This is a genomic window from Rhodocytophaga aerolata (assembly GCF_030503435.1).
GTDB lineage: Bacteria > Bacteroidota > Bacteroidia > Cytophagales > 172606-1 > Rhodocytophaga > Rhodocytophaga aerolata.
The window spans coordinates 80036-106385 of sequence record NZ_JAUKPO010000005.1; the positions used below are offsets into that span (position 1 = coordinate 80036).

At 41.8% G+C, this 26350-nt stretch carries 23 protein-coding genes; 13 read left to right on the forward strand and 10 right to left on the reverse strand.

The window, feature by feature from the left end; genetic code table 11:
* Positions 1 to 14 precede the first annotated feature (14 nt).
* Both Q0590_RS10910 and Q0590_RS10915 read right to left on the reverse strand, forming a co-directional pair.
* Positions 15 to 1478 (reverse strand): M48 family metalloprotease, encoded by a 1464-nt coding sequence (locus Q0590_RS10910; RefSeq protein ID WP_302037569.1) that lies wholly within the window; start codon positions 1476 to 1478, stop codon positions 15 to 17.
* A 288-nt stretch (positions 1479 to 1766) separates the two neighbouring features.
* Positions 1767 to 3158, reverse strand: coding sequence for a T9SS type A sorting domain-containing protein (locus Q0590_RS10915; protein WP_302037570.1), 1392 nt, complete (start codon positions 3156 to 3158; stop codon positions 1767 to 1769).
* A gap of 558 nt (positions 3159 to 3716) precedes the next feature.
* Between Q0590_RS10915 and Q0590_RS10920 the strand changes: the two genes are divergently transcribed.
* Entirely contained in the window at positions 3717 to 4076 is a 360-nt protein-coding gene (locus Q0590_RS10920) for a CoA-binding protein (protein WP_302037571.1), read from the forward strand.
* 70 nt (positions 4077 to 4146) lie between these two features.
* On the opposite strand, the gene Q0590_RS10925 is transcribed toward Q0590_RS10920, so the two are convergent.
* Complete coding sequence (locus tag Q0590_RS10925; protein ID WP_302037572.1) at positions 4147 to 4797, reverse strand: NUDIX hydrolase; 651 nt, start codon at positions 4795 to 4797, stop codon at positions 4147 to 4149.
* A 336-nt stretch (positions 4798 to 5133) separates the two neighbouring features.
* Between Q0590_RS10925 and gyrB the strand changes: the two genes are divergently transcribed.
* From gyrB to Q0590_RS10940, 3 genes are all read left to right on the forward strand, one after another.
* Positions 5134 to 7095: a DNA topoisomerase (ATP-hydrolyzing) subunit B gene (gene gyrB / locus Q0590_RS10930; RefSeq protein WP_302037573.1), complete on the forward strand. Its 1962-nt coding sequence runs from the start codon at positions 5134 to 5136 to the stop codon at positions 7093 to 7095.
* Between the two features lie 110 nt (positions 7096 to 7205).
* The gene (ppk1, locus tag Q0590_RS10935; RefSeq protein WP_302037574.1) at positions 7206 to 9311 is read left to right on the forward strand and encodes a polyphosphate kinase 1; all 2106 of its coding nucleotides are present in this window, start codon (positions 7206 to 7208) and stop codon (positions 9309 to 9311) included.
* Between the two features lie 95 nt (positions 9312 to 9406).
* Entirely contained in the window at positions 9407 to 10018 is a 612-nt protein-coding gene (locus Q0590_RS10940; protein ID WP_302037575.1) for an LEA/WHy family protein, read from the forward strand.
* An 86-nt stretch (positions 10019 to 10104) separates the two neighbouring features.
* On the opposite strand, the gene Q0590_RS10945 is transcribed toward Q0590_RS10940, so the two are convergent.
* The 3 genes from Q0590_RS10945 to Q0590_RS10955 form a co-directional block, all read right to left on the reverse strand.
* On the reverse strand, positions 10105 to 10263 hold the full coding sequence (locus Q0590_RS10945; RefSeq protein ID WP_302037576.1) for a hypothetical protein: 159 nt from the start codon (positions 10261 to 10263) through the stop codon (positions 10105 to 10107).
* Between the two features lie 96 nt (positions 10264 to 10359).
* Positions 10360 to 10854 carry a hypothetical protein gene (locus Q0590_RS10950; protein ID WP_302037577.1) on the reverse strand — a complete coding sequence of 165 codons (495 nt, stop codon included), beginning with the start codon at positions 10852 to 10854 and terminating at the stop codon, positions 10360 to 10362.
* Positions 10855 to 11009: 155 nt separating this feature from the next.
* Positions 11010 to 11942, reverse strand: coding sequence for a serine hydrolase (locus Q0590_RS10955; RefSeq protein ID WP_302037578.1), 933 nt, complete (start codon positions 11940 to 11942; stop codon positions 11010 to 11012).
* A 123-nt stretch (positions 11943 to 12065) separates the two neighbouring features.
* On the opposite strand from Q0590_RS10955, the gene gldG reads away from it, so the two are divergent.
* From gldG to Q0590_RS10970, 3 genes are all read left to right on the forward strand, one after another.
* A complete protein-coding gene (gene gldG, locus Q0590_RS10960; protein ID WP_302037579.1) occupies positions 12066 to 13763 on the forward strand; it encodes a gliding motility-associated ABC transporter substrate-binding protein GldG in 1698 nt (565 codons plus the stop codon).
* Positions 13764 to 13856: 93 nt separating this feature from the next.
* Positions 13857 to 14981, forward strand: a complete 1125-nt coding sequence (gene dnaN / locus Q0590_RS10965; protein WP_302037580.1) for a DNA polymerase III subunit beta — start codon at positions 13857 to 13859, stop codon at positions 14979 to 14981.
* A 126-nt stretch (positions 14982 to 15107) separates the two neighbouring features.
* On the forward strand, positions 15108 to 16190 hold the full coding sequence (locus Q0590_RS10970) for a DUF4421 family protein (protein ID WP_302037581.1): 1083 nt from the start codon (positions 15108 to 15110) through the stop codon (positions 16188 to 16190).
* 9 nt (positions 16191 to 16199) lie between these two features.
* On the opposite strand, the gene Q0590_RS10975 is transcribed toward Q0590_RS10970, so the two are convergent.
* Positions 16200 to 16748 carry a DUF4199 domain-containing protein gene (locus tag Q0590_RS10975; protein WP_302037582.1) on the reverse strand — a complete coding sequence of 183 codons (549 nt, stop codon included), beginning with the start codon at positions 16746 to 16748 and terminating at the stop codon, positions 16200 to 16202.
* Positions 16749 to 16811: 63 nt separating this feature from the next.
* Positions 16812 to 17330, reverse strand: a complete 519-nt coding sequence (locus Q0590_RS10980; protein WP_302037583.1) for a DUF4199 domain-containing protein — start codon at positions 17328 to 17330, stop codon at positions 16812 to 16814.
* A gap of 547 nt (positions 17331 to 17877) precedes the next feature.
* On the opposite strand from Q0590_RS10980, the gene Q0590_RS10985 reads away from it, so the two are divergent.
* From Q0590_RS10985 to Q0590_RS11010, 6 genes are all read left to right on the forward strand, one after another.
* Positions 17878 to 18453, forward strand: a complete 576-nt coding sequence (locus Q0590_RS10985; protein WP_302037584.1) for an RNA polymerase sigma-70 factor — start codon at positions 17878 to 17880, stop codon at positions 18451 to 18453.
* 168 nt (positions 18454 to 18621) lie between these two features.
* Complete coding sequence (locus Q0590_RS10990; RefSeq protein WP_302037585.1) at positions 18622 to 19653, forward strand: FecR domain-containing protein; 1032 nt, start codon at positions 18622 to 18624, stop codon at positions 19651 to 19653.
* Between the two features lie 28 nt (positions 19654 to 19681).
* Positions 19682 to 21526 (forward strand): STN domain-containing protein, encoded by a 1845-nt coding sequence (locus Q0590_RS10995; protein WP_302037586.1) that lies wholly within the window; start codon positions 19682 to 19684, stop codon positions 21524 to 21526.
* Positions 21527 to 21590: 64 nt separating this feature from the next.
* On the forward strand, positions 21591 to 21731 hold the full coding sequence (locus Q0590_RS11000) for a hypothetical protein (protein WP_302037587.1): 141 nt from the start codon (positions 21591 to 21593) through the stop codon (positions 21729 to 21731).
* Between the two features lie 72 nt (positions 21732 to 21803).
* A complete protein-coding gene (locus Q0590_RS11005; RefSeq protein ID WP_302037588.1) occupies positions 21804 to 24179 on the forward strand; it encodes a TonB-dependent receptor in 2376 nt (791 codons plus the stop codon).
* A gap of 68 nt (positions 24180 to 24247) precedes the next feature.
* On the forward strand, positions 24248 to 24979 hold the full coding sequence (locus Q0590_RS11010; protein WP_302037589.1) for a head GIN domain-containing protein: 732 nt from the start codon (positions 24248 to 24250) through the stop codon (positions 24977 to 24979).
* Between the two features lie 78 nt (positions 24980 to 25057).
* On the opposite strand, the gene Q0590_RS11015 is transcribed toward Q0590_RS11010, so the two are convergent.
* Both Q0590_RS11015 and Q0590_RS11020 read right to left on the reverse strand, forming a co-directional pair.
* Positions 25058 to 25348 (reverse strand): hypothetical protein, encoded by a 291-nt coding sequence (locus tag Q0590_RS11015; RefSeq protein ID WP_302037590.1) that lies wholly within the window; start codon positions 25346 to 25348, stop codon positions 25058 to 25060.
* 57 nt (positions 25349 to 25405) lie between these two features.
* Positions 25406 to 26134 carry a hypothetical protein gene (locus Q0590_RS11020; protein ID WP_302037591.1) on the reverse strand — a complete coding sequence of 243 codons (729 nt, stop codon included), beginning with the start codon at positions 26132 to 26134 and terminating at the stop codon, positions 25406 to 25408.
* Positions 26135 to 26350 lie beyond the last annotated feature (216 nt).

Here is a 26350-nt window from a genome sequence, read left to right on the forward strand (position 1 = left end):
AGCATTCGTTCCTCTTACTGCTCTAATACTTTTACCAGTGTACCTTGTTGCACTTTGTCATTCAGTTGCATTCCATTCAATACGGCCAGTTCTTTAAGTTGATCATTTTTAGCGCCTAAGGCCGTAAGCGCTTTGGATAAGGTAGCACTTTGTTTTACCGGTTTTATCCGGATACGATTAGGCTTTTTATTAATTTTTGCCTGATCTGTCAGTTGCCGGAAGCTGGTGATATTGGCATTAAACACCGGATAATAGGTATTGAAGTCAGCAGCGGAAGTAAGGCCCATCATGTTGTAAACATTGCCTCCATATTCGATAAAGTACATAAGTGCCCGAACAGCCGGTTGCTGTTGTTGCTGCTGTGCTTGTTGATCCTGTTGCGCTTGCTGGTCGGCCACTACGGCTATTGCCTGCAACCCATTTACAGTCGTATTTTTTGATTCCACCGGAACCATCTGGTAATTTTGCAGGAAAGATTCGGCAGCGGCTTGCAGAGAATTTCCCGGAGCCAGCATCAGTAACATAAGGGCTTTCCCATCTTTAGGCACCATTTGTACTTGTTGAGGGCTATTCTGCAAGGCCCAACCCCTGGGAACCGGAAACTGGAATTTGAGTACCGGATGGTAAAAAACATCATTTTCTACATAGCCTTGTTTAGGATCTTCTCCATAGATAATGCCATCAATCATTTTCAGATAAGAATCGCGGTTCACTTTCAGGTCGGTAGCATTTACTTTTTGTTGCCACTCGGTCGCTAGTTTTTTCACTGTCCGGTTACGGTCTGCCGGATTAGGGTGTGTAGATAAAAAATCAGGGATAGCTTCCTGCTGGTCGCCCCCTACTCTACTGAGTGTATTAAAAAATCCGGCCATTTCCTGGGCATCGTATCCGATTTTTGTCGAATACTCTACCCCTAACCTGTCAGATTCCCGTTCATCGTCGCGGCCAAACTTTAGAAACAGTAAGCCCAGCCCCTGCTGTGCAGCTTCTGCATATTGCGCCAGTTGAGGAGCCGCGATTATACCAGCAATAAGTCCCAGCTGGGCAAGCATTGTCTTACTCTGCTGCCTTGCTGAGTGCCGGGCTGTAACATGGCCTATTTCATGGCCTAAGACACCAGCAAATTCTGCTTCATTATTGAAATGTGCCATAATACCCCTGGTAAAATACACATATCCACCAGGTACTGCAAATGCATTGACGACCGGGGAATCCACTACTTTAAACTCATATTTAAGGTCTTTGCGGTGAGAAATAGCCGCCATTTGCTGACCTTTTTCTTTGATAAAAGTCTGTAGCTCCGAGTCTTCATACAAGCCAAACTGTGCGACTATTTGTGGGTCAGCTTCCTTTCCCATCGCAATCTCTTGTTCAGTAGACATTAAACTTAACTCTCTTTTGCCAGTAACCGGATTTCTGGCACATGAATTAAATAATAACAAGATGGCTGTTAAACATGTAATAAGGTGCTTGTTCATTATTGGAAGTAGTTAGTTTACATACATAAAAAACAGGAAGTAAAATACTCCTGTTCAGTTAATTAAAATGTGATGACTACTACGGATAATTGGATTCCTAAGTTTACTGACGACCAGGACTTATAGTCTGGCCTTTTCATTTCTAATAAAGTATATCCTCATGCATATGTAATTCCTGTATTCTTCCCATAAAATGAATCAGGCGTAGAAGAAAAATCTCTACGCCTGAAAAACAAGATGCCGTTTTTTACGAAATTCAGCTGGCAACCTGCCAGGTCGTTTTAGAAGTTAATGTTGTATGAGTAGCTTATGCGTTAATTGCTGCCCCTCTGCCCGGATCTTTAGTAGATATACACCCCTGGTAAGCTCTTCATCTATGGCAATGGTATACTCGCTGCGGTCGCCACCTGAAATTTTCTGTGCGTATACCTGCTGCCCAAGTTGATTGAATATAGCAATATCCGTTTCAGGTACTGCAGACGCCCAGGAGATTGTAAACCGCTTACCAGTTACCGGGTTAGGTGAAATTACAATTCCGGATGTTTCTAACGTAACCGATACAGACTTGGAATAGGAAAACTTTCCATCTATATCTACCTGCTTCAGACGGTAGTAGCTTATTCCCGCTAACGGTTTTTCATCTACTATGGCATAAGTAGTTGTTAAAGCAGTGGTTCCCTTTCCGTTTAGTCTGTCGATTTCTTCAAATTCCTGTGCATTTTTGCTGCGTTCCACTACAAAGTAGCCGTTATTCTCTTCACTGGCCGTAATCCATTGTAGCCTTACTTGTCTGGCTGTGGTTTCTGCTATGGCTTTGAAACTGAGTAATACGATAGGAAGTGGAGAGTTAATTATCCTTGTGCAAACATTTGGGCAATCTCCTGTGGACACGCTACAGGGATTGGATGCCTGGCAATAATTAACACCTACTGTTGTATTTGCACCAACTACTGTATTTGCAGGATTTCCGTTTCCTATACCGCCTTGTGCTGAAAAGCTTCCTAAACCAGATGTGCTAATATTAGCTCCACTATTTGATGTACTAAATTGTCCTTTTACTACTAATAATCCTTCTAATACAAGCCTAGCATCTCTCCCATTATCACTGTTCATCGTAAATGCATTTTTTACTAATACATTTCCCGCAGAATTAATTAATGAGTAAGTGTCAACATTTCCTACATCAGTAACACCAATAGTTAGATTAGAAATTTCTGTTAAACCTGTTATCTGCAAAGCGGGAATGGCCGCTGATCCTCCATTTATTTTCAATACAGCGGTGCCACCTGGATAAGAGCCGGTATAGGTGTCGCGGAGGGTGCCTCCTGCATTAACGATCAGCCTACCTCTATTTACCTCAGAATTTCCACTGTAAGTTAAACTTCCTGAATTTGCAGTAGCCGTACCAATAGTAAGCGAACCGGCAGAATTAATCGTGAAACTACCCACAGAGACAGCAGTGGTTATAGTAATACCACTATTAATAGTAACTACATCACCTGCTACAGGAAATGCTCCACAAGGTCCTGTCGTACAAGCCCAGCTAGTAGGCGAAGTCCAGTTGCCGCCTCCGGCACTGGAGGTGAAGGTAGCCGCAAAACTTTGCAGGTAAAAGCAGCTGAATGATAAGACAAAAAAGGCACTTCTGGTTTTTTTTATAACTTGTAGAGATAGAATCATATATAAGGTGCAAAATGCAGTTTTTCTTCGAAAAATATTTATTTATAGATGTTGTAATAAATTACTTTATTAGGTCATTTTGTAACTCCTTTTACTCTTGAGCAATCGCTAGTCCTACTTATTTATTAAGTTAATTTATAATTATAAAATGTTAGATGTCAGTTCATTATAGTCAGGCTCTTACAACATAACCATAGTCCAAAACTGTTTGGTAGCAAAAGATACTTTTTCTACTAAACTAGCCATATACCACTCCCAGGGTTGGATGTTTCAATCGCTGCTGTCGCAAATTACTATTTTAACCCATCCATGTAAATATTTTTACATCTTTAATATTTCGACCCTATATTTTGAGATTTACAGGCATTATTTGTACCCCTATAAAGGTTATTTTCTTTGCCAAAGCAAGGAATGGTAGCAGATTCCATTACTCATAGGAAGAGCACGGATATATGAGCTATGAATAAGAAGTTACGGTAACAACTTCCTTACCTTAGCTACTATTGGGAACATTCTGTCTGTTTATACGTGTTCTACCCGGAAAACAAGCTGCAAACTATGAAAAAGACTGTTGTATTAGGGGCTACAGATAATCCGGAGAGATTTGCCTACCGGGCAGCCCACAGCCTGGTGAGGCATGGGTATGAAATAGCACCGGTGGGTATAAAACAAGGCACCGTTGCTGGAAAAGATATTATTAATGACAAAAAAGTTATTCCAGATGTACACACGGTCACGTTGTATGTGGGTTCACGAAATTTACCAGAGTGGTATGATTATATTCTGTCATTAAATCCTAAACGCATTATTTTTAATCCGGGTACTGAAAATGACGAGTTGATGCGGCTGGCCAATGAAAAAGGCATACAGACGATAGAAGGTTGTACCTTAGTTATGTTATCTGCGGGCATGTATTAAAATGGATTATTGATAAATACCAGGAACACATAAACCTTTCATAATCCGGCAGTTCTATTCTTTTACCGGATTATGAAAACCCAACCTCTTCAAGAACTACTCCTAGTTCGCTTAAAATCATGGCCGAAGCTCCCCAGACTGTGTGGCCGAGCAGGTCGTAGAAGGGAGCCTGTATGACTATATTTTCCCGCACAATTATTTCTTTATTTCCTATTCTGCTCAGATCCTGTACCTGCGACAAAGGTATTTCCAGAATTTGCGCCACTTCTCTGGGATCGGGCTGGAAAGCAGGCCGGTTATAACTGGTTCCCACTACCGGATACACCATATAGTTACTGGCTGGTACATACAATGGGCTTAGCATTCCAACCACATCCACCTCAGCCGGATTAATAGCAATCTCTTCAAAAGCTTCACGCAATGCAGTATCCGTATAGCTACGATCTGTTTCCTCCATCCGGCCTCCGGGAAAAGCCACTTGCCCACTGTGTACGCCTGCATATACAGGCCGTACAATCATTGGAAAATAGATATGATTGCTGTCTGGATATAATAAAATCAATACAGCACTTTGGCGGGTTAAGTGGTCTGGCTGTGCTTTTAGCTGCAATGCAGACTGGATTGAACTAGCCATTTTTTTCTGAGCAGGTTCGCCAGGCAGTGCCTGTTCCAGTCTTGTTTTTAATAATTTAAAAAGAGCTGTTGGGGTAGCTTTATGCATAGTTGGCAAGTAAAGAGAGACCGCTTTTGGGCTAAGTAAGAAATATACCTGTAATTGTTCAAATTAATCTGTATATTTAGCAACCCGGTCAGTTTGTTCGGCATTTAAAGAATTAATTTACAGGTATTTATGTTACTCTTATACAGAAATTAATCTATTCCTGTCAGGAATAATCACTTATGCAAAGGTATGCCTATTTTCAAAAGACAGAGACATAAAATGGCATGAAAAAGTGAAAAAAAAAGCGTATTTTTACAACTTGGCAGGCATGAAGATTTATTTCATTTTTATGAAAAATACAACAATTGCCCCTCACTATAGAAGACAACATACTATATGAATGAACTAGTAGAAGAAAAAAAAACCAGTAATTATTCAGCAGATAATATTCAGGTACTGGAAGGTCTGGAAGCAGTAAGAAAGCGGCCTTCCATGTATATTGGCGACACCGGTATGAAAGGGTTGCATCATTTGATTTGGGAAGTAGTAGATAACTCAATTGATGAAGCATTAGCCGGTCATTGCGACAAAATTGATGTTGTCATTAACACTAATAATTCTATTTCTGTTACCGATAATGGCCGGGGCATCCCTACTGATTATCACACGAAAGAAAAACGCTCTGCCCTGGAAGTAGTAATGACCGTACTGCACGCTGGTGGAAAATTTGACAAAGATACCTATAAAGTTTCCGGTGGGTTGCATGGCGTGGGTGTTTCCTGCGTAAATGCCTTATCTACCCACTTAAAAGTGACTGTACACCGCTTGGGAAAAGTATTTGAACAAGAGTATAACATTGGTCATCCCTTGTATGCAGTACGTGAAATCGGCACCACAGACCGCACCGGCACCACAGTAGAATTTTTGCCTGATGCCTCAATCTTTACGGTTACCGAATATAAATACGAAACAGTGGCTACGCGCTTGCGTGAGCTTTCATTTTTGAACCGGGGCATCCGCATTACGCTTACCGACCTGCGTACCCTGGATGATGAAGGTAACCCTACTTATGATGAGTTTTATTCAGAAGGCGGATTAAAAGAATTTGTGGAATACCTGGATTCTACCCGCGAAAAACTGATTCCGGAAGCTATTTACATGGAAGGCGATAAAGGCGGCGTACCAGTACAGGTAGCCATGCACTACAATACTTCTTATTCTGAGAATGTATTTTCGTATGTAAACAATATCAATACCATTGAAGGAGGTACACACGTATCAGGCTTCCGGGCAGCTTTAACCCGTACCTTGAAAAGTTATGCTGAAAAAACAGGTATGCTGGATAAGTTGAAGATGGATATCAGTGGTGACGATTTCCGGGAAGGGTTAACAGCCGTAATTTCTGTAAAGGTAGCAGAACCTCAGTTTGAAGGTCAAACCAAAACCAAATTAGGTAACTCGGATGTGGCCGGTGCAGTAAGTACCTGCGTAAGTGACATTCTGAATACGTATCTGGAAGAACACCCGAAAGAAGCCAGAGCTATTGTAGCCAAGGTTATTTTAGCGGCTCAGGCCCGCCACGCCGCCCGCAAAGCCCGCGAGATGGTACAGCGTAAAAGTGTGCTTACCGGCAGTGGCCTACCCGGCAAACTTGCCGACTGCTCAGATTCCAATCCGGAAGTTTGCGAATTGTATCTGGTAGAGGGAGATAGTGCGGGTGGCAGTGCCAAACAAGGCCGTAACAGAAGTTTCCAGGCAATTCTTCCGCTCCGGGGTAAAATCCTGAATGTAGAAAAGGCGCAAGAGTATAAGATATATGAGAATGAGGAGATTAAAAACATGATTACAGCGCTTGGCGTAACTTTTGGAACATCTGAAGGTGAAAAAGCCCTGAACATGGATAAGCTCCGCTATCATAAAATTATAATCATGACGGATGCTGATATAGACGGGAGCCATATCCGTACTTTAATTTTAACATTCTTCTTCCGCTATATGAAAGATTTAATTGAGAAAGGATATCTTTATATTGCCCTTCCTCCGTTATATTTGGTAAAAAAAGGCAAGGAAGAAAGATACTGCTGGAGTGAAGAAGATAGAGACAAGGCAGTAAAAGAAATTGCTAAAGATGGCCGGGAAGACACGGTAAATATACAGCGGTACAAAGGTTTGGGAGAGATGAATCCGGAGCAACTCTGGACCACCACCATGGACCCGACTACCCGTACGTTAAAACAAGTAAGCATAGAATCTGCTGCTGAGGCGGACCATTTATTCTCTATGTTGATGGGAGACGAGGTTGCCCCTCGCAGAGAGTTTATCGAGAAAAATGCGAAATATGCTAAAGTGGATGTATAAAATAATATATAGTGTTTGAAGAATACAAAAGTAGTTTTTTAAAAAAGGGGTCATCACTTTTGTCCCCTTTTTCATTTGTAACAAACCCGATAAAAAAATTCCGTGAGATAATGCTTGTCAAGGATAAAGTTTCCAGTGTAATTGAGCAAAGCAACTATATTAGCCGCGACCTTAGCTGGCTGCAATTTAACTACCGGGTACTGGATCAGGCAATAAATCCTGACCGCACCATCTTTGAACGGTTAAAATTTCTGGCCATTACCTCTTCCAACCTGGATGAATTCTTTATGATTAGGGTAGGAAGTTTGTATAACTACCTGGATTATGGCAAAGAACGGATAGACTATTCAGGCTTGCGGGAAACCACTTTCCGGAAAACCCTACTGGCTACGGCGCAGCAGTTCTTTAAGGAACAAACCGATGAGTTTAAAATACATTTGCAGCCCTTATTCGAACTGTCGGACTTTCGCATAGCCAAAGTAGAGGAATTAAACGCAGAAGAGAAGTCGGAGATATCGGCGTATTTTATGCGTACGATTTTCCCTATGCTCACCCCTATGGTGTTTGACGGGTACCATACCTTCCCTATTCTGATGAACCGAATCCTGATTTTCGGAGTAGTGACCAGAACAGCCGATGACTCGAAAGACCAGAGAAGGCTTTCCTTTGTTCAGATTCCGCAGAACCTGCCCCGCTTCTTCGAAATTTACCGCGACGACCAGCTTATCTTTGTACCAATCGAAGAAATTATCCGGCGTGAGATTCACAAACTTTACCGCAATATCGAAATACTTTCTGTAGACCTGTTCAGGATTACCCGCAACGGCGATTTCAGTCTGGAAGAAAGCGATGATATTGACAATGATTTTATTGATGAAATTAAGCGGAAAATTAAAACCCGCCGTACTGGCCGGGTAGTCCGCATTGAAGTAGAATCCGGCTATTCCACCTGGATGATGAAAGTGTTGAAAGGCCGCTGGGAACTAGATGATGATAACGTATTCGTCACAGACCGCATGATTGACTTTACTGGATTGTGGCAAATTGTAAATCATAAGGATTTCAGAGATGAAATACCCCCGGTACCTGCACCTATTACACCCATAAGCTTAAAAGATAAAGCAGATGCTCCCTTGTTTGAGGTGTTAAAAAGCCGGGATATTCTATTGCATCATCCCTATAACAGCATTGAACCGGTAGTGCATTTAGTAGAACAAGCTGCTGAAGATCCTGATGTTCTGGCCATTAAGCTTACTATTTACCGGCTTGCCAAATCTTCCCGCATAACGAATGCTTTACTAAAGGCAGCTGAAAATGGCAAACACGTTTCAGTGCTTTTTGAAGTAAAAGCCAGGTTTGATGAAGAAAACAATATCCGGGAAGCCCAACGGTTGCAAAAAGCAGGCTGCTTTGTAATTTATGGAATTAGCCGGTATAAAACGCATACCAAACTGCTGCTGATCGTACGGAAAGATGGCGATAAAATTACCAGGTATGTACACATGTCCAGTGGAAATTATAATGAGGATACTTCCCGCTTGTATACAGATTTAGGACTGCTGACAACCAATGAAAGCTATGCACAGGATATATCGGAGTTTTTTAATGTAATTACAGGCCATTCGTTGCCAAGTAACTACCAGAACATTATTACGGCTCCCCGTGATATGCGCCAGCAACTCATTGAACTGATCCGCAAAGAGGCTACCAATGCAGCTGAAGGTTTATCTTGTGGCATTGTCATTAAAATCAATTCTTTGGAAGACCGCGAAGTAATCGATGAACTATATGCAGCTTCTCAGGCAGGGGTTCCGGTGAAACTCATCGTCAGAGGTATATGCTGCCTACGCCCTGGACGTGCCGGACTGAGCGAAAATATAGCCGTCCGCTCCATTGTAGGGGATTTTCTGGAACACGCCCGTTTATTTTATTTCCATAATGACGGCGACTACAAAATATATGGAGGCAGCGCCGATATAATGGTCAGGAGTTTTGAACGCCGGATAGAATCTTTATTCCTATTTACCGCCGAAACCATTAAACAAGAAGTAATCAATGTACTCGCCTACAACCTGAAAGACAATGTAAATGCCTATGAATTACAAGAAGATGGCTTATACATTAAATGCCAGGCCAATGGCGAAGCACCCTTCAATATTCATCAGGAATTCTTTAAGGTAACTCCAGAAATTATTAAAGAAGCCAAATTATTCTAAAACATGCCAAAGCTGGCATGGGGTTAGCGTATAGAGTAAAAACTGGAAGTAAGCATATCTGTTTTCTTACTTCCTTTCTATTTTCACCTGTAAACATGAAAGAAATTGCTATGCGAGTAAAAACCTCCATTTTTGTTCTATTTGTATTATTTACCAGCATCAGTTGCCGCCAGCTGAAAGAACTCCAGACATTTGCGAATTGTGATTTCCGGCTAGCTAACCTGGAAAACACTACCCTGGCAGGCATCAATGTGCAGAATGTACGCAGCATTTCAGATTTAAACCTGGTTCAGGCCGCTAAAATTACCCAATCGTATGCGTCCGGATCGTTACCGCTGAATTTAATTGTCAATATGGAAGTTAAAAATCCGAATGCCACTACTGCTGCCATGAACAGTGTAGACTGGATTATGGTAATTGATGACAAAGAAATTGTAGATGGTACGATTAACGAACGGGTGCAAATTGCCCCAGATGGTGGCGTAACTACCTTACCCATCCGTATTTCTACCGATTTAAGAAAAGTATTGAGCGGCATGCCTGCTGAACAGGCAGTAAATATGGGTCTGGGATTGTCTGGTAATGGCGGAAAACCAACAAGAGTCACCTTAAAAATAAAACCTTCCATTATGGTGGGCCAGACAGTATTGAAATATCCTGGATACATTAATGTAAATCAGGATTTTGGGGGTAGCAGCCGGCAATAACAGTTAAGAGCAAATTTTTACGTAAGACATGCAATAAAGGCTAAATTTCCGCTAACGGGCCTTTATTGCATGTCTTACACAATACATTATTTAACTCTGATAATATCACTGAATCTGTTGATTTCGGGATTTTTTGGATAATACAATAATTCTACACTGTCTCCTGATTTAATATTCTGGCCACCCTCTCTGATAAATAACTCTTTTTCATTCACATTTCCTTCATACAAATAGTTGTTAAGCATAAATTGATAGGTATAAATCTTTTCTCCTTGTTTTGAATAAACATATCTTGTCAGGATTCCCTTGGTAACGCTGTACTCTCGCTGTATTTGTATCTTCTATTTAGTTATAAAATAGTTAACAAGAAAAGGGCTAAAAATACTAAAAACGAGAATAACGGCAGTTCGTAAATTCCTGACATAAGATGCTTCTTCCTCATCGCCATAATTGCTGTGTTCAACTATCTTTTTGTTGTAATACTGTCCACCAATAATGCAGCCTGTAAATAACAAAATATAGATAATGAATTTATTGAATGGCATATCGGCCGGATCTATATACGTACCGAAGAAGAAAATTAACATCAAGTACGCAGTTAGCACAAGTAATAAACCTGCAATGAACTGGTGCTTGGGCAATAGAGCTACTAGAATCTGTTCGTTTTCGCTGGTGGCCTGGTTCCCGCCAAATCTACTAATAAGGTAAAAAATAGCAGCTAGAACATACCATATACTGAACAATACTGTTCCTACTGTATCTAGAAGGAAGTAAGAGGCAATAAGAAGGATAACTCCCCATAGAAGGGCCATTCCAATAGCAAAAACTTTGTTCATATATTATTACACACTTTGTAAAAGTTTATATAAAACATAAAGTAGCTTAGCAACTATGCAATATCTGCTCTTGTTAGCTGTTTTGAACCACAAAAAGAGGCAATTAATCAAGCATTCAATGTATTTTCTACAAAAGGTATCATAATTAAAAAATCTTAATTCCACTTCTCAGATTCTTTGTTCGGAACCCAGTCCGATTTAGGCTCAAAATGCTGCCAGAGTAACCGGGAGACTTTCCGGAGCAGTACATATCCTTCATTGGTATTTTGCCAGCTCTCATCCTGTTGGTTTTTAGTGATCACACAAAAAACATAATCCCCGGAAGGTGCATTTACTAGCACTACTTCTGACCTGGATTGATCTACAGCTCCTTGTTTAGAAGCAACTTGTACCGTTGGTGGAATCTGCGATAATGCCTCGGCATCCCAGTAAATGCGGGTTAAGTTGCGGTACATCCGCTCACTGGCATCCGGGCTTATTACTTTTCCCTCCCGTATCTGCACCAGTAATTCCGCCATTTCCCGGGGAGTAGTCTGGCCCCAGCCATACTGCTGCTGGTTAGCTTGCCTGGTAGGCGTGCGGGAGTTTACCCTAGTATGTCTAAACCCTTGTTTTTCAAGCAAAGTATTAATGGCCGTGCCAGTACCTGCCATCTGCTGGCACCATAAACTAGCCGTATTATCGCTGGTAGTAATCATCAGCATCACTACCTTACTCATAGCTATTTTGGTACTATCCTGGAAAGAGCCCAGAATATCTACGCCAGGATATAGGAACGAATCCCGGTATAGTAGTTCGGCATGATAATCCAGTTCGCCTTTATGTATTTTATCAAACAACCCAATCATAATAGGCACTTTAATCATACTGGCTGTCGGAAAAAGTGTGTCTGCATTAATGGCGGACGTTTTGCCTGTTTTCAGGTGGCGTACATATATGCCTACTTCACCTTTAAAATTGCTAGTAAGCGACTCTAGCTTTTGTTGTAGTTTACGGTCAGGTTTATCTGGTGGAAATACTGGTTGGGCAAAAAGCTTGCTTGCCAGAATAATAAACGTAAGAATCAGGAAGCATCTTTGGATAAGCATAGGAATACTTGCAATACGATAGACCTGGCAAGTATATTATTTATTATTGATTTATCCCATAAAAAATAAGAATGGCATTATTGTTTTAGAAAAATTGTATTTTTGAAATCCAGCTTTTTTGAAATGAAGAAAAAACATTGGTTGCAGTTTTTTATAGGAGCCGTAATTCTACTTGTGCTGAACATAGCCGCCGCGCAAGTTTTTTTTAGAATAGATTTAACCGAAGATAATAGGTATACCATTTCCGATGCCACCAAGCAGATATTGGAAAACCTGGACGACCAGGTATTTGTAACTGTATACCTGACTGGCGATCTGCCTTCCAGCTTTAAACGTCTGGAAAACTCCATCCGCGAACAACTGGAAGAGTTTGAAATATACGGTGGCCGCAATATCCGCTTTGTTTTCTCAGATCCAACAGCCATTGCCGATAAACAAGCCCGGAATCAATTTTATAAGCAACTAGTAGACAAGGGCATGCAGCCTACCAATCTGGTAGACAAAGAAGGAGAAAAGCAAGTAGAAAAAATTATATTTCCCTGGGCCCTGGTGACTTATAAAAACAAAGAAGCATCTGTACTCCTGCTCAAAGGCAACCAGATAGCTGGTTCTGAGCAAATTATTAATCAGTCGGTGGAAGGGGCTGAGTTTGAACTGGCCTCGGCTATCCGGCAGTTAACGCTGAAAGAAAAAAGACGGATTGGATTTCTGGAAGGGCACGGAGAACTGGAAGAAAAGCAAGTAGCCGATTTGATCAACAGCCTGCAGGAATACTATGAGGTATACTGGGTAAATGTAAATAAAGCTCCCAGTCTGGAAGGCCTGGATGCTATTGTCGTAGCCAAGCCAGATACGAGCTTTAGCGAAGAAGCTAAATACAAAATAGACCAGTTTATTGTGAAGGGTGGCAAGGCTATGTTTTTTATAGATGCCCTCCGCACCGACAGCCTTTCCGGCAGCAATACCGTAGCTTTCCCCTATAATTTAAATCTAGACGATCTGCTGTTCAGGTACGGAATCCGCCTGAATGGCAATATGATTGTGGATTTGAATTCTGCCTTTCTTCCGATAAATGTAGGACGGATAGGCAATCAGCCGCAAATTAAACTGATGCCCTGGCCCTATTTTCCCTTGCTGAATACTTTTGCCAAACACCCCATTGTGCGGAATATGGATGCTGTATACGCCAGATTTGTGGGAACCGTAGATACCGTAAAAGCAGCTGGCATTGCTAAAACTCCCTTGATGTATACCTCTCAATACACCAGAGTTTTGCCGGCTCCGGTTGAAATTTCCCTGAACCAGGCAGGCCTGGATATGAACCCTGCCCTGTTTACCAGAGGAAATTTGCCAGTAGCTTATTTGTTGGAAGGTTCATTCCGGTCGTTGTATGCGAACAGAATCACTGCTACCGACCCTCGTTCGGCTACGTTTAAAGAAACCAGTGCCCCTTCAAAAATCATTATCTGCTCCGACGGCGACTTACTGGCCAATGAAATTAACCCGCAGAATGGCCGTTTTTTACCTTTAGGCTATGACCGGTATTCCAAAAACACATTCGCCAACAAAGATTTTATGGTACATGCCATCGACTACTTGATGGATGAGAATGGCATTATAGCTGCCAGAAATAAAGAAATAGCCCTGCGTCCATTGGACAAACTCCGGATTCGGGAAGAAAGAGTTCAATGGCAACTTATTAATCTGCTACTGCCTGTACTCATTATCACAGGATTCGGGCTTGTACGTACCTACTTGCGGAAAAGAAAGTATACTACTGGCCTTTTACAACAACCTCAGCTAGCCGGCGAAAAAATTTAACTTCTTCCTATAAGCACTATTAATATTTAAAGTGTTATATTTATTTTTACATTAAAAATTTGAACCGTATCTCAGCCACAACCCTATATCTATATGAAGTTTGAAGTTTCCTCTTCTACCTTGCTTAAACAACTTTCGGCTATCAGTGGAGTAATTACAACTAACCCGATTGTGCCAATTCTGGAGAATTTTTTGTTTCAGATCAATAAAAACAAACTCACCATAACAGCTTCCGATCTGCAAACATCCATCATCGCCGAAATGGAGATCAACTCCAATGACAGTGGAAGTATTGCAGTGCCGGCCAAAATTTTGATTGATACACTGAAAGGACTACCCGACCAGCCTGTTACCTTTCTGGTAGACGAAAACACCTATGGGGTTGAATTAAAATCAGACAATGGCCAGTATAAATTATCCGGTGAGAATGCGACAGATTTCCCGAGGGTACCAGCTGTAAACAGAGCCTATACCCTGGAGTTTTCTTCAGATGTATTGGGCAGGGCCATTGCCAATACCATATTTGCCACCAGTACGGATGAATTGCGTCCGGCCATGACAGGTGTGTATATTCAGTTAAATGAGAATAATGCCACGTTTGTGGCTACTGATGGGCACCGCCTGATCCGCTACCGCCGCGATGATGCCGGTACTAATACCGATCTTTCAGTGATCATTCCGCGCAAAGCCTTGAATTTACTGAAGGCCTCTCTGCCCTCTGAATCTACTCCTGTAAAAATGGAGTTCAGCAACTCGAATGCGTTTTTCAGCTTTAATAATATCCGGATGATTTGCCGGCTGATAGACGAACGTTTCCCGGATTATGAAAATGCCATTCCTAACAACAACCCTAACCGCCTGAGCATCGGACGGGTAGAGTTGCTAAGCTCGTTGCGTAGAATTTCTATTTATGCAAACAGGGCTACTAATCAAGTGCGGTTGCGGATTGCCAAAAACGACCTGCTTATTTCTGCCGAAGATTTGGATTTCTCCAACGAAGCCAATGAGCATCTGCCCTGCGAATACAAAGGAGAAGACATGGAAATTGGCTTCAACGCCCGTTTCTTAATAGAAATGTTGAATAATTTGAGTTCTAAAACAATCAATATAGAATTATCGGCTCCTAACCGGGCAGGTCTGATCACCCCCGACGAGCGGGAAGAGAATGAAGACATATTAATGCTGGTGATGCCAGTAATGCTAAATAATTACGCATAAAGCTTACCTAACTTTCATCTTTAGGCCCCCGATTATCGTACTAGATAACCGGGGGCCTTATTTTTTGGTTAGATTAGTAGACTCTTTGCTTTGGTAAAATACTATTGCGAATAATAGAGCGTATTCATGCAACAGAAATTTATACGCAGTGTAGGCCTATCAATTATACTTACGCTGCTTCCATACATACTTTTTGCTCAGACCACCGGAGATGTAGTTGCCTCCGATGATACTACACAAAATTCCTTTGTAGGTAATTTCCATAGAAAGTTTATGGTAAAAACGTTTATGGCTACCCGCAATCTCACCTTTAATATAAAAAACCGCATTGGAGCCAGGGAATCTGTTACGTATTCGCCCAATGGAAATTATTTTCTGGGAGCCGGGCTTTTTTATAAAAAAATCGGCCTGGAACTTGGCTTTAAACTCCCTGTTTCGGACAGGTTAAACGCCAAATACGGGCAAACCAGGTATCTGGACTTACAAACTAACTTTTACGGCACTCGGTTTGGGGGCGACCTCGCCTATCAGCGTTACACTGGGTTCTATCCCCGCAACCCTGCTTTGCTGGACTCTACCTGGTCGCCAGGCAAAGCATATCCGTACCGCAGCGACATCCGGGCAAGGAATATAGCAGCGAATGTATTCTATGTATTTAACAATAAGCGGTTTTCTTATAAAGCTGCCTATACCCAAACAGAAAAGCAACTGCAAAGTGCCGGCTCCTTTATTTTAATGGTCTCTTTCGCACACCTGCTTTTTGATGGCAACCAGGCATTACTATCGGCTAGTGGAGATGGCGTATCGGCAGAAAATACCAATTTTCAATGGGGAAGGTTTTACAACACGTCGCTGTTACCTGGCTATGCCTATACGTTTGTCGTAGATGATTTTTATTTCTCCGGCTCTGTGCATATTGGGGGTGGCACCCAATTCAAAACGTATATGATTAATGACAGCCAGGAAAAAGACTTTAATTTTGCCTGGAAAAATCATGTGCGGGTGGCTGGTGGCTATAACGGACGACGGTGGATGGCAGGAGCTTCCGCTATAATTGATAATACTCCCTTCCGGATGCAGCAGGTTACACTTTCCGCTTCTAACTTTAACGTAAAACTATTTGCCGGCTACCGTTTCAATTCCAGGCCAGTCGACCAAAAGATTGACAAAAATCTGCGGAAAATTAAAGCTAAGTACAATATAGAGTAAAAAACAAGCTCAAACCTGAAGTTCGTTCTGCTCTTTTTTCATAATGGCGGAAATAACCAGCGAATAAATAAAGCAGAAAAAAATCAGCATTAAAATAGTTACCGGAATGGCCACACTTGGCGCCAGCATTTTTTCTGTAATAGCCAAAGCCTGATCTATTTGCGCATCGTCCATATTCTGATCTTCCATAGCTTGCCGTTGTATATCCAATGTTCTGGAGATAGCCGTTGGATCTATGAAGGCATTGTAGAGGGTAGTAAAAGCAGAAGAAACGGCTCCGGTTACTCCTCCAACCAGCGAACCGAGGCCCAACCCTTGCCCATACGACATAAATCCGGAGTTCTGGCTTTTAAAATCTTTTATGGCCAGCACAATGCCTATACAGGGAATAAGAAAAAGGGTAGCGAATGAATTAAACAAACCTACACCGCGGTTAGCACTAAATGCTAGGCCGGAAAGATTCATAATCATGTACAAAATGATCATGGCTAGCCCGGTAAGCAATCCGTATTTTAAAGCCACCCGGGCTGTGGAGGGGGGGGTACTGGTTGAGTCCATAAGCAAAATCCTTGGTTAAGTCAGGTATATAATCGGGGATAAATATAACGACTAAAAGTTAATTTATTGATTTTTCCGTAAAACTGCTGCAACAAATCCGGAAGCAAACAGGCAAATCAGAAATTTTTTAATAAACAAATCTATGCCTACATCTGAAGCAGATGTTTGAGAAATTTTCTGTACTGTCTGCTCAAAAGCATCTTTGCCAAACTGTGTATTGATTTGCTCCTTAGACTGAACGATCAAATCCTGAAGGTCGGCAATATGTTTTGTTAACAGGCCAGTGTCAATAAACACAATAAATAAGTAAATTACAAGTGCGGAAAGAAAAGTAGCGATGAAATTCGTGAAGAACCCAATGATTAATCCTTCCCAGAAATGCATACTACCAGCCCTCTTTCTGTCGCGGAAATAAAACATAGCCAGCGTCATACAAATGACAGGAATTACCAGATCAAAGGTGCTCATGTAAAGAAGGGGATTTTTACCCAGCCAGTAAAAACAAAAAAAGTATAGTACAATAAGTATGGCCCCTAGCAAACCAAATACAGCGGATATTTGAACATATATATTCTTATGCATACAGGCAAAGGTAGTGCAGAACTATTAAATACCTATAGCAAGATATACTTTGCTTGATATAATGCTGATGAGTTTAGGAATGCATACACAGCTGAGCAGGCATAGAAAAAAGTAGTCCTACCTTTTGAATATACGCTTCACTATGGCTAAAAAAAATACAAGTAAATATCCGGATAATACAGACCGTTTCAGGGGTAAATAAAAAGTACCCATGCGTACTGATAGTCCTTAAATAGAGTAGAAAATAAAGTGTTATATTTCATTTGAAAAGCAGCCGATAAGAAGATAGTGTGCTAGCTAAGAGCAGAATAAAATCATTTACAACCGCTTTTGCAAGGTTCATACGGTTGTGCAACCACTTATAATAAATTACATTTGCAATTAAGCAGAAGACAACTACCTTTGCCGCGGCATCAGGCACTTCTGAATGCAGAGAAGTTAAGGCAGGTTGCGCACCAGGTTTAGTACAATTATTCACTAGTAATGCCTATGTACTAAGTATATCGTTTGCAGAAAGTGTAATTTTTTATTTTTACGTATTTAACGCATGTCTTATCTAACAAAAAATGATGTGGAAGCAGACTTGCTGCATCTTCAGAAGGCAGATGAGACACGATTTATTGAACTTTTATTTAAACATTATTACGCTTCCCTTTGCCGTACAGTAAACCGGATTGTGCGGGATACAGACGCTGCAGAAGATATTGTTCAGGATGTATTTATGAAGGTCTGGAATAACCGGCAAACCCTGGAGATTAACTTTTCTATAAAGTCCTACTTATACCGCTCGGCAATTAATTCAGCTTTAAATTATCTGGAAAAAAACAAAAAGCAGGTGCACCTGGAAGATGCCAATTTACTGGAGCCATCTGGGAATAATGTAGAGGAAATGTTGAATGCGGCCGAAGTACAGCAACGGGTTTTCGAAGCAACCGAAGCACTCCCTCCTGCCTGTAAAACCATATTTGTCCTGAGCCGGCACGAAAATATGAGCTACAAAGAAATTGCCGATACCTTAAATATCTCTCCCAAAACGGTAGAAAATCAAATGGGCAAAGCCTTGAAGCATTTCCGGGAATACCTGAATGCCTACATCAAACACCTGTTTACCATTACCTTCTAATGGTTTTACCAGCCATGCGTGAAGTAGTCACTTTGGGCCGGTATAGGCATGTCGGCCTGAAGCGTGGGAAATAATAAAAAAATTAAAAAATATTTTATGTCGGTATGGGGGTATCTCTTGCTTTTACTGTCTTAGGTATAGAAAGTCGAATACGGACTAATGATGGAAATGTCAAATACTGAATATTGGGATCTGCTGGCTAAATACCTCCAGGGAGAAGCCTCTGAAGAGGAGAAATCTCTCCTGTTTGCCTGGTTGCAAGCGCATCCTGATAATAAAGCATTGTTTGACAGTCTGAGAAAAGTCTGGAATGCGGTAGATACGCCTGCTGACAACTACACCCCGGATGTAGAGAAAGGCTGGCAGAAATTTCAATCCAATGCGGGTATATCCCGGGAGTATCTAGCAAAGGAAGAAACAGACACCCTCGCAAAACCAGAAGCTAAAATTATCCGGTTTCAACCCTGGAGCTTAGTTAGTAAAGTAGCGGCTGTTTTATTGGTACTCGTGGGTGTTATATACGTAGTAAAACTCACGCAGAAAAACCAGTCAGCACCAGTAATATTCGCTACCCAGCAGGAGAAACAAACTTTTTACCTGCCAGATAGTAGCCGGATAGTACTCAACAAACACAGTTCACTGAGTTACACCCCTGATTTTAATGAAAAAGACCGGGTTGTCCGCCTAACAGGAGAAGCCTTTTTTGACGTAAAAAAAGCTGCGGGTAAAACATTTACTATTTATAGTGGCTCTACCCAAACCCAAGTATTAGGCACTTCTTTTACCGTACGTACTGAGAATGGGAAAACAGAAGTGCAGGTACTAACCGGAAAAGTAGCTTTTTCTACAAAAGACAACCCGGAGAAGGCAAGTGTACTGCTGACGCCTGGCCTTAAAGCCATAGCGGATAGCAGCGGACAAATTAGCCAAACGAAGATTACGGATGAAAACTTTCTGGCCTGGAAAGACAACAAACTTACCTTTAACAATACCAGTATGAAGGAAGTAGTAGGAACTCTAAGAGATTATTTTGGTGTACCTATTGAAGTAACAGACAACAGGCTGCTTGAATGCCGGTTCACGGGTACCTATGAGAACCCCAGCTTGCAGGAAATCATTGATGTATTAGTGGTTTCTGTAGATTTAACCTATTCCCATAAAAATGGCCAATACATTTTCTTTGGCCCTGGATGTAAATAATCATTAACATTTATAAAATATAACTGCCATGAGGAGAGTCGTATTCCTTATCCTGATATCCCTTTGCCTGAACTTTTCACTGTTGGCCCAAAGTGAGTTACTGGACACACAGGTATCCTTGCAATATACGGAGGTTTCACTGGAACGGATCATCAGAGATATACGCAAGAATTACCGCATCAATTTTTCCTATGTAAATAACCTGATTCCACTGGATAAAAAAGTTAGTATCAATGTAAAAAATCAGCCATTAAAAGCCGCGTTAGACGAAATATTTAAAGATATGGAAGTAGGCTACCAGGTGGTGGGAAATCAGATAGTTTTGAAAAACGAGCCAAAGAAAACCAGTCAGATAGAACGGCTGGAAGGACTGACCAAACCCTCCTATTTGCCTACTATCACTGGAGCTTCCGGCGTACCCATTTATACCAAAGAACGCAGCCCCGACGAAATTTCTTACCAGGATACAACAGGAATACGCCCCACACAGAGTCAGCCATTGGAAGGTACTATTTCTGAACAAATGATGGCAGAGTTGCTGCGGGCAAAAGATAAAATGGAAGGTTTACTGGCTTCTGCTAATGTATCGAGTATCACCAGCAAAGTATATCCGCCGTCGCGCAAAGTATCGGAGAAAAAACAGGCAAGGAGAGAAAAACAACTTACCGAACAAACAGATGCCAATTTACAGGAACAGGATTCCATAAGTTCCGAAAACACTGACTATATCAAAAGACCTTTTCAGTTTACGTTTGTATCACCGCTAGGTACCAACGGAATGGAATCTGGCGAAGTAGTGAATATGGTTTCCTTTAACTTGATAATGGGATATGCAGCAGGTCTGGAGGGTGCAGAGTTTGGCGGCCTGTTGAATATAGAAAGAGATTATGTAAAAGGGGTACAATTTGCCGGATTTGGCAACTTGGTCCGAAATCACGTTACCGGATCGCAGTTTGCCGGCTTTATGAACGTAAATGGCGGCGCGGTAAAAGGGGCTCAGTTTGCCGGTTTTGTGAATACCACTGGTGCCGGTTCTGAAGCCATTCAGTTCGCCGGTTTCACCAATGTATTACTTGGAAATGTAAAAGGTGCACAAGTTGCCGGCTTTGTGAATGTAACAAAAGGCAATGTACAGGGTTTACAGGCAGCCGGCTTTGCGAATGTTACCACAGGTAGTGTGCAGACCGCACAACTAGCTGGCTTCACCAATGTAGCCAAAGACAATGTGAGTGGCCCGCAGATAGCTGGTTTTGCCAATGTATCCAATGGCCGTGTGGATGGGGCACAAGTAAGTGGTTTTATCAATGTGGCCAGACATGTAAAAGGTGCACAGGTTGGTATAATCAATATAGCCGATACCATTCAGGGTGCACAGATTGGCCTTATCAATATAGCTAAAAATGGGTATCGCCGCGTTGAAATTTGGGCAAGCGATGCTTTGTATGCCAATATTGCTTATAAAATGGGTACACGCGGGTTCCATACTATTTTCGCCTTAGGCGCTCAGGGAGATTTAGATTACTTCCGCTATGGATATGGGTTTGGTATCGGTACAGAAATTGGCCTAGGCAACCGGTTTGCTGTAAATATAGATGCATTAGGCTACCATATTAATGAAGACGAAATCTGGACAAGTAAGTTAAATGAACTATACCAGGTACGCAGCACCTTAGGTGTACGCCTGGGCAACCATAGTTACTTCTTTGCAGGGCCAGCCATCAACGTCATGGTATCGCAATTCCAGGGGAATGATAGTGCCAATATCGGTTCTGGCCTGGCTCCTTCCTGGACTAGATACGACGAAGATCATGGACGCTGGGAGAAAACAAATGTAAAACTCTGGCCGGGCATTCATGCAGGGTTCAGATTCTAAGAAGGATTTTCACCAACCATTCGCGCAGTACTCAACTTTTAACACACCAAAACAATAAACGGACATGATACACAAACAATTTATCAAAAAAGAGAATTCTCAGTTACAAAAGAGCTACCTCGAAGGCTGGAACCAGTCTATCCAGAACTTTCATCAGGTAGTGAATGAAATAGATCTGCTGAAAAAACGGCTTAAGAAAAAATAAGCCTCACAAGAGGGTTTAGTATACAGGTAAACCTACTCAAACAAATCATACTTACATCATAATACACTAAAAATGAGGACATTAAAAATCCTTATAGGGCTACTGCTATGCCTTTTCGGAAAAGTTTGGGCACAAAATCCTACCCAGGCACTGACACAAACAATCCGGGGTACGGTAGTAGATAAAGAATCGCAGACACCTGTTATCGGAGCCTCAGTCATAATAAGCAGTATCGACCCTGTTAAAGGAAGCAGCACTGATAGCCATGGAAACTTCCGCATTGAAGGAGTTCCGGTAGGCCGGCATACCATAAAAATAACTTCTATCGGATATGAAGAACAAGTGATTCCGGAAATGCTTGTCGGCTCCGGAAAAGAAGTGATCATGAACGTGCGGATGACAGAATCTTTAATCCAAATGAATGAGATTGTAGTAGTGGCTGCCGAGCAGGAAAAAGGAAAACCAATAAACGATATGGCTACCTTAAGCGCCCGATCTATTTCTGTAGAGGAAACCAAGCGCTATGCAGCCAGTATCAACGACCCGGCCAGGGCAGCTTTGTCTTTTGCCGGTGTATCGTCTACCGACGATGTAGGCAACGAAATTGTAATTCGGGGTAATTCTCCCAAAGGGTTGTTATGGCGGCTGGAGGGAGTGGAAATCCCAAACCCCAACCATTTTGCTGAAGAAGGCTCTGCCGGAGGGGCAGTAAGTATTTTGAGTGTGAATATGCTGGATAATTCTGATTTCTTTACCGGTGCTTTTCCTGCCGAATATGGCAATGCTCTTTCAGGCGTATTTGATATTAAACTCCGCCGGGGAAATAACGAAAAGCGTGAATATGCTTTCCAGGCAGGCTTGCTGGGTGTAGACTTTGCGGTAGAAGGTCCTTTCAGTAAGAATTCAAAGGCTTCCTATCTGGCTAACTACCGCTATTCTACATTAAGCATTCTGGATAATATTGGGATAAAAGTTGCCGGAACATCTATTCCTAAGTTTCAGGATTTTTCCTTCAAGGTACACCTTCCAACGAGCAAAGCCGGAAACTTCTCGGTATGGGGTTTAGGAGGCTTAAGTAGCCAGCAAAGAGCTGTAGATAAAGATTCTACGGCATGGGAAAGTAAATATGACCGCCACCAGGATGCATTTTCAGTAAGTATGGGGGCTTTTGGTTTAACACATACCTACTTCCTGGACGAAAAAACATTTTTTGAATCAGTGCTTTCTTTTTCTGGCAATAGAAACAAATACACAAGGGATACGCTGAATGATGAATATACGCCAGTATTTGATTACCAGGATAATTTTACCAATACAGCCATCCGCGGCTCTGTGATGGTTAACCGGAAATTTAATTCCAGGCATACCCTGCGAACTGGAATTATATTCAGCCATTTGTCATTCGATTTGTTTTCCGAAGGCCGCGACAGAGATTTGGGTAACCAGGTGGTCAGGTTTGTTGAAAACAAGGGAAGTTCTCAATTATTTCAATCGTATGCACAGTGGAAATACCGTATTGCGCAGAATCTGACCTTGAATACCGGATTACATTACCTGCAATTAGCGCTGAATGGCAGCAAATCGCTTGAACCAAGAGCCGGATTGAAATGGGATTTTTCGCCCAGGCAATCAGTAGGTGTGGGTGTAGGCGTGCACAGCCGTCAGGAAGCCATGTCTACCTATTTTGCCCAACACCGATTGTCAGATGGTACTTATGTTACACCTAATAGAAACCTGGGATTTACCAAAGCAAGCCATGCAGTTGTCTCGTATGAAAACCAGCTGAAAGAAGACCTGCGGCTAAAAACGGAAGTATATTACCAGTGGCTTAACCAGGTGCCTATCCGTACAGATCCGGCCAGTACCATGGCAATTATTAACCGGGAAGATGGCTTTGTAACCGATAGCCTGGTAAATAAGGGTACAGGCAGAAACTATGGGCTGGAACTTACGCTAGAAAAATTCTTTACCAATAATTATTACTTCCTGGCCACTACATCCTTGTACGATTCCAAATACAAACCAGCCAATGGCCGGGAGTACAACACCCGTTTCAATGGAAACTTTGTAGCAAATGTAACAGCCGGCAAAGAAATAAAAGTTGGCCGCAGCAAAACCAACCTGATTGGCTTAAATACCAGAATCATCTGGGCAGGTGGCAAACGCTATACGCCCATTAATCTAGCCGCTTCCAGAGTAAAAGGAGAAGCAGTGTATTACGAAGATCAAGCTTTTGGTGAACAAGCCTCCAATTATTACCGGGCGGATATCCGGCTAAGTTACCGCAAAAACAACCCGAAAGCATCCCATATTCTTTCCCTGGATATACAAAATGTAACGAACCGGCTAAATGTATACGGGAAGTATTACGATGAAGACAAAGGAGAAATTGCCACCAGCTACCAGACAGGCCTTATACCCATATTAAATTACCGGATAGAATTTTAATTTACTCACAACCAAATACTTACTAGTAAGATACAATCTATTTATTCAATAAAACATTAATTAAAGCAATGAAAACAACATGTAACCTCCTTATTTATGTAATGGCCTTCTCTCTTCTATTTTTGTCTGCCTGCCACGACGATGATATTTGGGGTATCAGAGGAGAAGGCCCGGTAGTAGCCGAAACCCGCAACATAGCCGACTTCGACCAGATCGATTTAGCGGTGGATGGCGAAGTAATTCTGAAACAAGGTCCAACCCAGGAAATAGAAATTGAAGCCCAGGAAAACATACTGGATATTCTGGAAACCAAAGTACGTAAAGGTAAACTGGAGATAGGTTTTGGCCATCATCAGGTGAGAAGGTATAAGGAAATCAAAATTTATATCACTGTTCCGGAAGTAACGTATTTGAAAGTATCTGGCTCTGGTAAAATTATAGGAGATACCGACTTTGAATCTGACGATGTTTCGTTGGTAATCTCCGGCTCTGGCAGCATTGATTTTGGAGCCCTGAATGCGAACCGCATTGATAGTGATATTTCGGGCTCCGGCGATCTTTATTTGAATGGCACCTGTGCAGAACATTTATCTACTATTTCAGGGTCAGGTAAAATACGTGCCTATGAGTTATTATCTGCCGAAACCAACATCCGGATTAGCGGCTCAGGCAATGCGGAAATATCCGTAAGCGACTATTTGAAAGCCAAAGTAAGCGGCAGCGGCAAAGTACGCTACAAAGGCAACCCAACGGTAGATGTAGATATTTCCGGTTCAGGTAAAGTAGAAAGAGCCGACTGATATAACAAACCCTCACCGGCTTTTAACCGGTGAGGGTTTGTATTCATTTACATACTATAATGCTGCTCGCCTGTTACATTAGTAGCGTAGAAATTCTCTGCTGATAGCTTCCCATTCAGCTTCTAACGAAGTAGAAGGCATTTTTCTTCCGGCCCGGTTGTACCAGTAATTGGCATTCCAGGTATCTCCCTCCTTGCGGTGCAAATACGCATGAAGCAAACAATGATCTGGGCTATTTGTTTCCTGAGCTATGTCATGTGCTTTATCCCAGTTTCCCTTGGCATCGTACCAGAGGGCTTCTGCTAATTTGGGCATTCCTGCCTGCGGGGTATCAGCGGATAAACTAGATTTAAATTCTTCAAAAGTCATGTATCCTTCAATCTGTTGTTGGTAAAACTAACCAGGGTTATTGAACATCTTTTAACGTCACTCCTTCACTTTTTTAATAGAATCGTTCAGCTCAGCAATAGCCGCTTCTATCTCTCCGATTTCTCCCCGCAATTTATCTACATTGCTTTCTATACCGGCAATTTCCGTTTTATTTTTTTCATTTTTCGCGGTAGCTTTCGCATCCCCAGATTCCGCTTTGGCTTCTGAATCAAACAAAGATTCCCGCAGCTTTGTCAGTTTTTTCTCTTCCTTTTCCAGGGCACTTTGTCTATTTTTTAGTTCTTTCTCCTTCTGGGCTATCTGGTCGGTATACACTTCCGTGTAGTGGTATTTTACATATTGCTTAACCCAGGTTTCCAGCTTAGCCAACTCTTTGGGATACTGCTCCTTGCTCAGATGAATATCGTAGCCTGGACTGAACGTAAAACCTAAGGTAGTATTATCAGTGCCTGGGGTGAGCACAGCCCGCAAATCGCCCCGCAAAGGGGTTATCTCCTTCAGCTGGACTTTTGGAAATACCCATACATTTTTTGTCCGTTTATCTGGTTTGGCACTGAAGGTAGTTTTAGCATAGTTAGTAAGTTTTTCTTCTACAATATTGCTTGGCTGCTCCAGATTCACTACCCAGCCGTCTATGGCTACATTTTCTTCATTCCGTAATTTGTCTGCCCTAAGAGTTAAATTCTGCGCCTGTACTGGCAAGGTGTAACCAGAGATAAGCAAAAGAATACTAAGCCATCGGTAGAAAGTAGCAGGATTTTTCATGGGAGTAGGGGTTGAACGTTTATAAATTATCAAGTACTATGGATTGTATAAGGTGCCTGGGATATAAGAATATTTTCTGATGAATATACAAAATTAAATGAATAAAGCCTTTTTATACTATTATCTCCTATAGGCTTGCAATTGTTTTATTCTTTCTGAGGAAAATGCTATGTTTAGGTAATAATGATCCTATAAAACGTATATCTGTGAAAACCT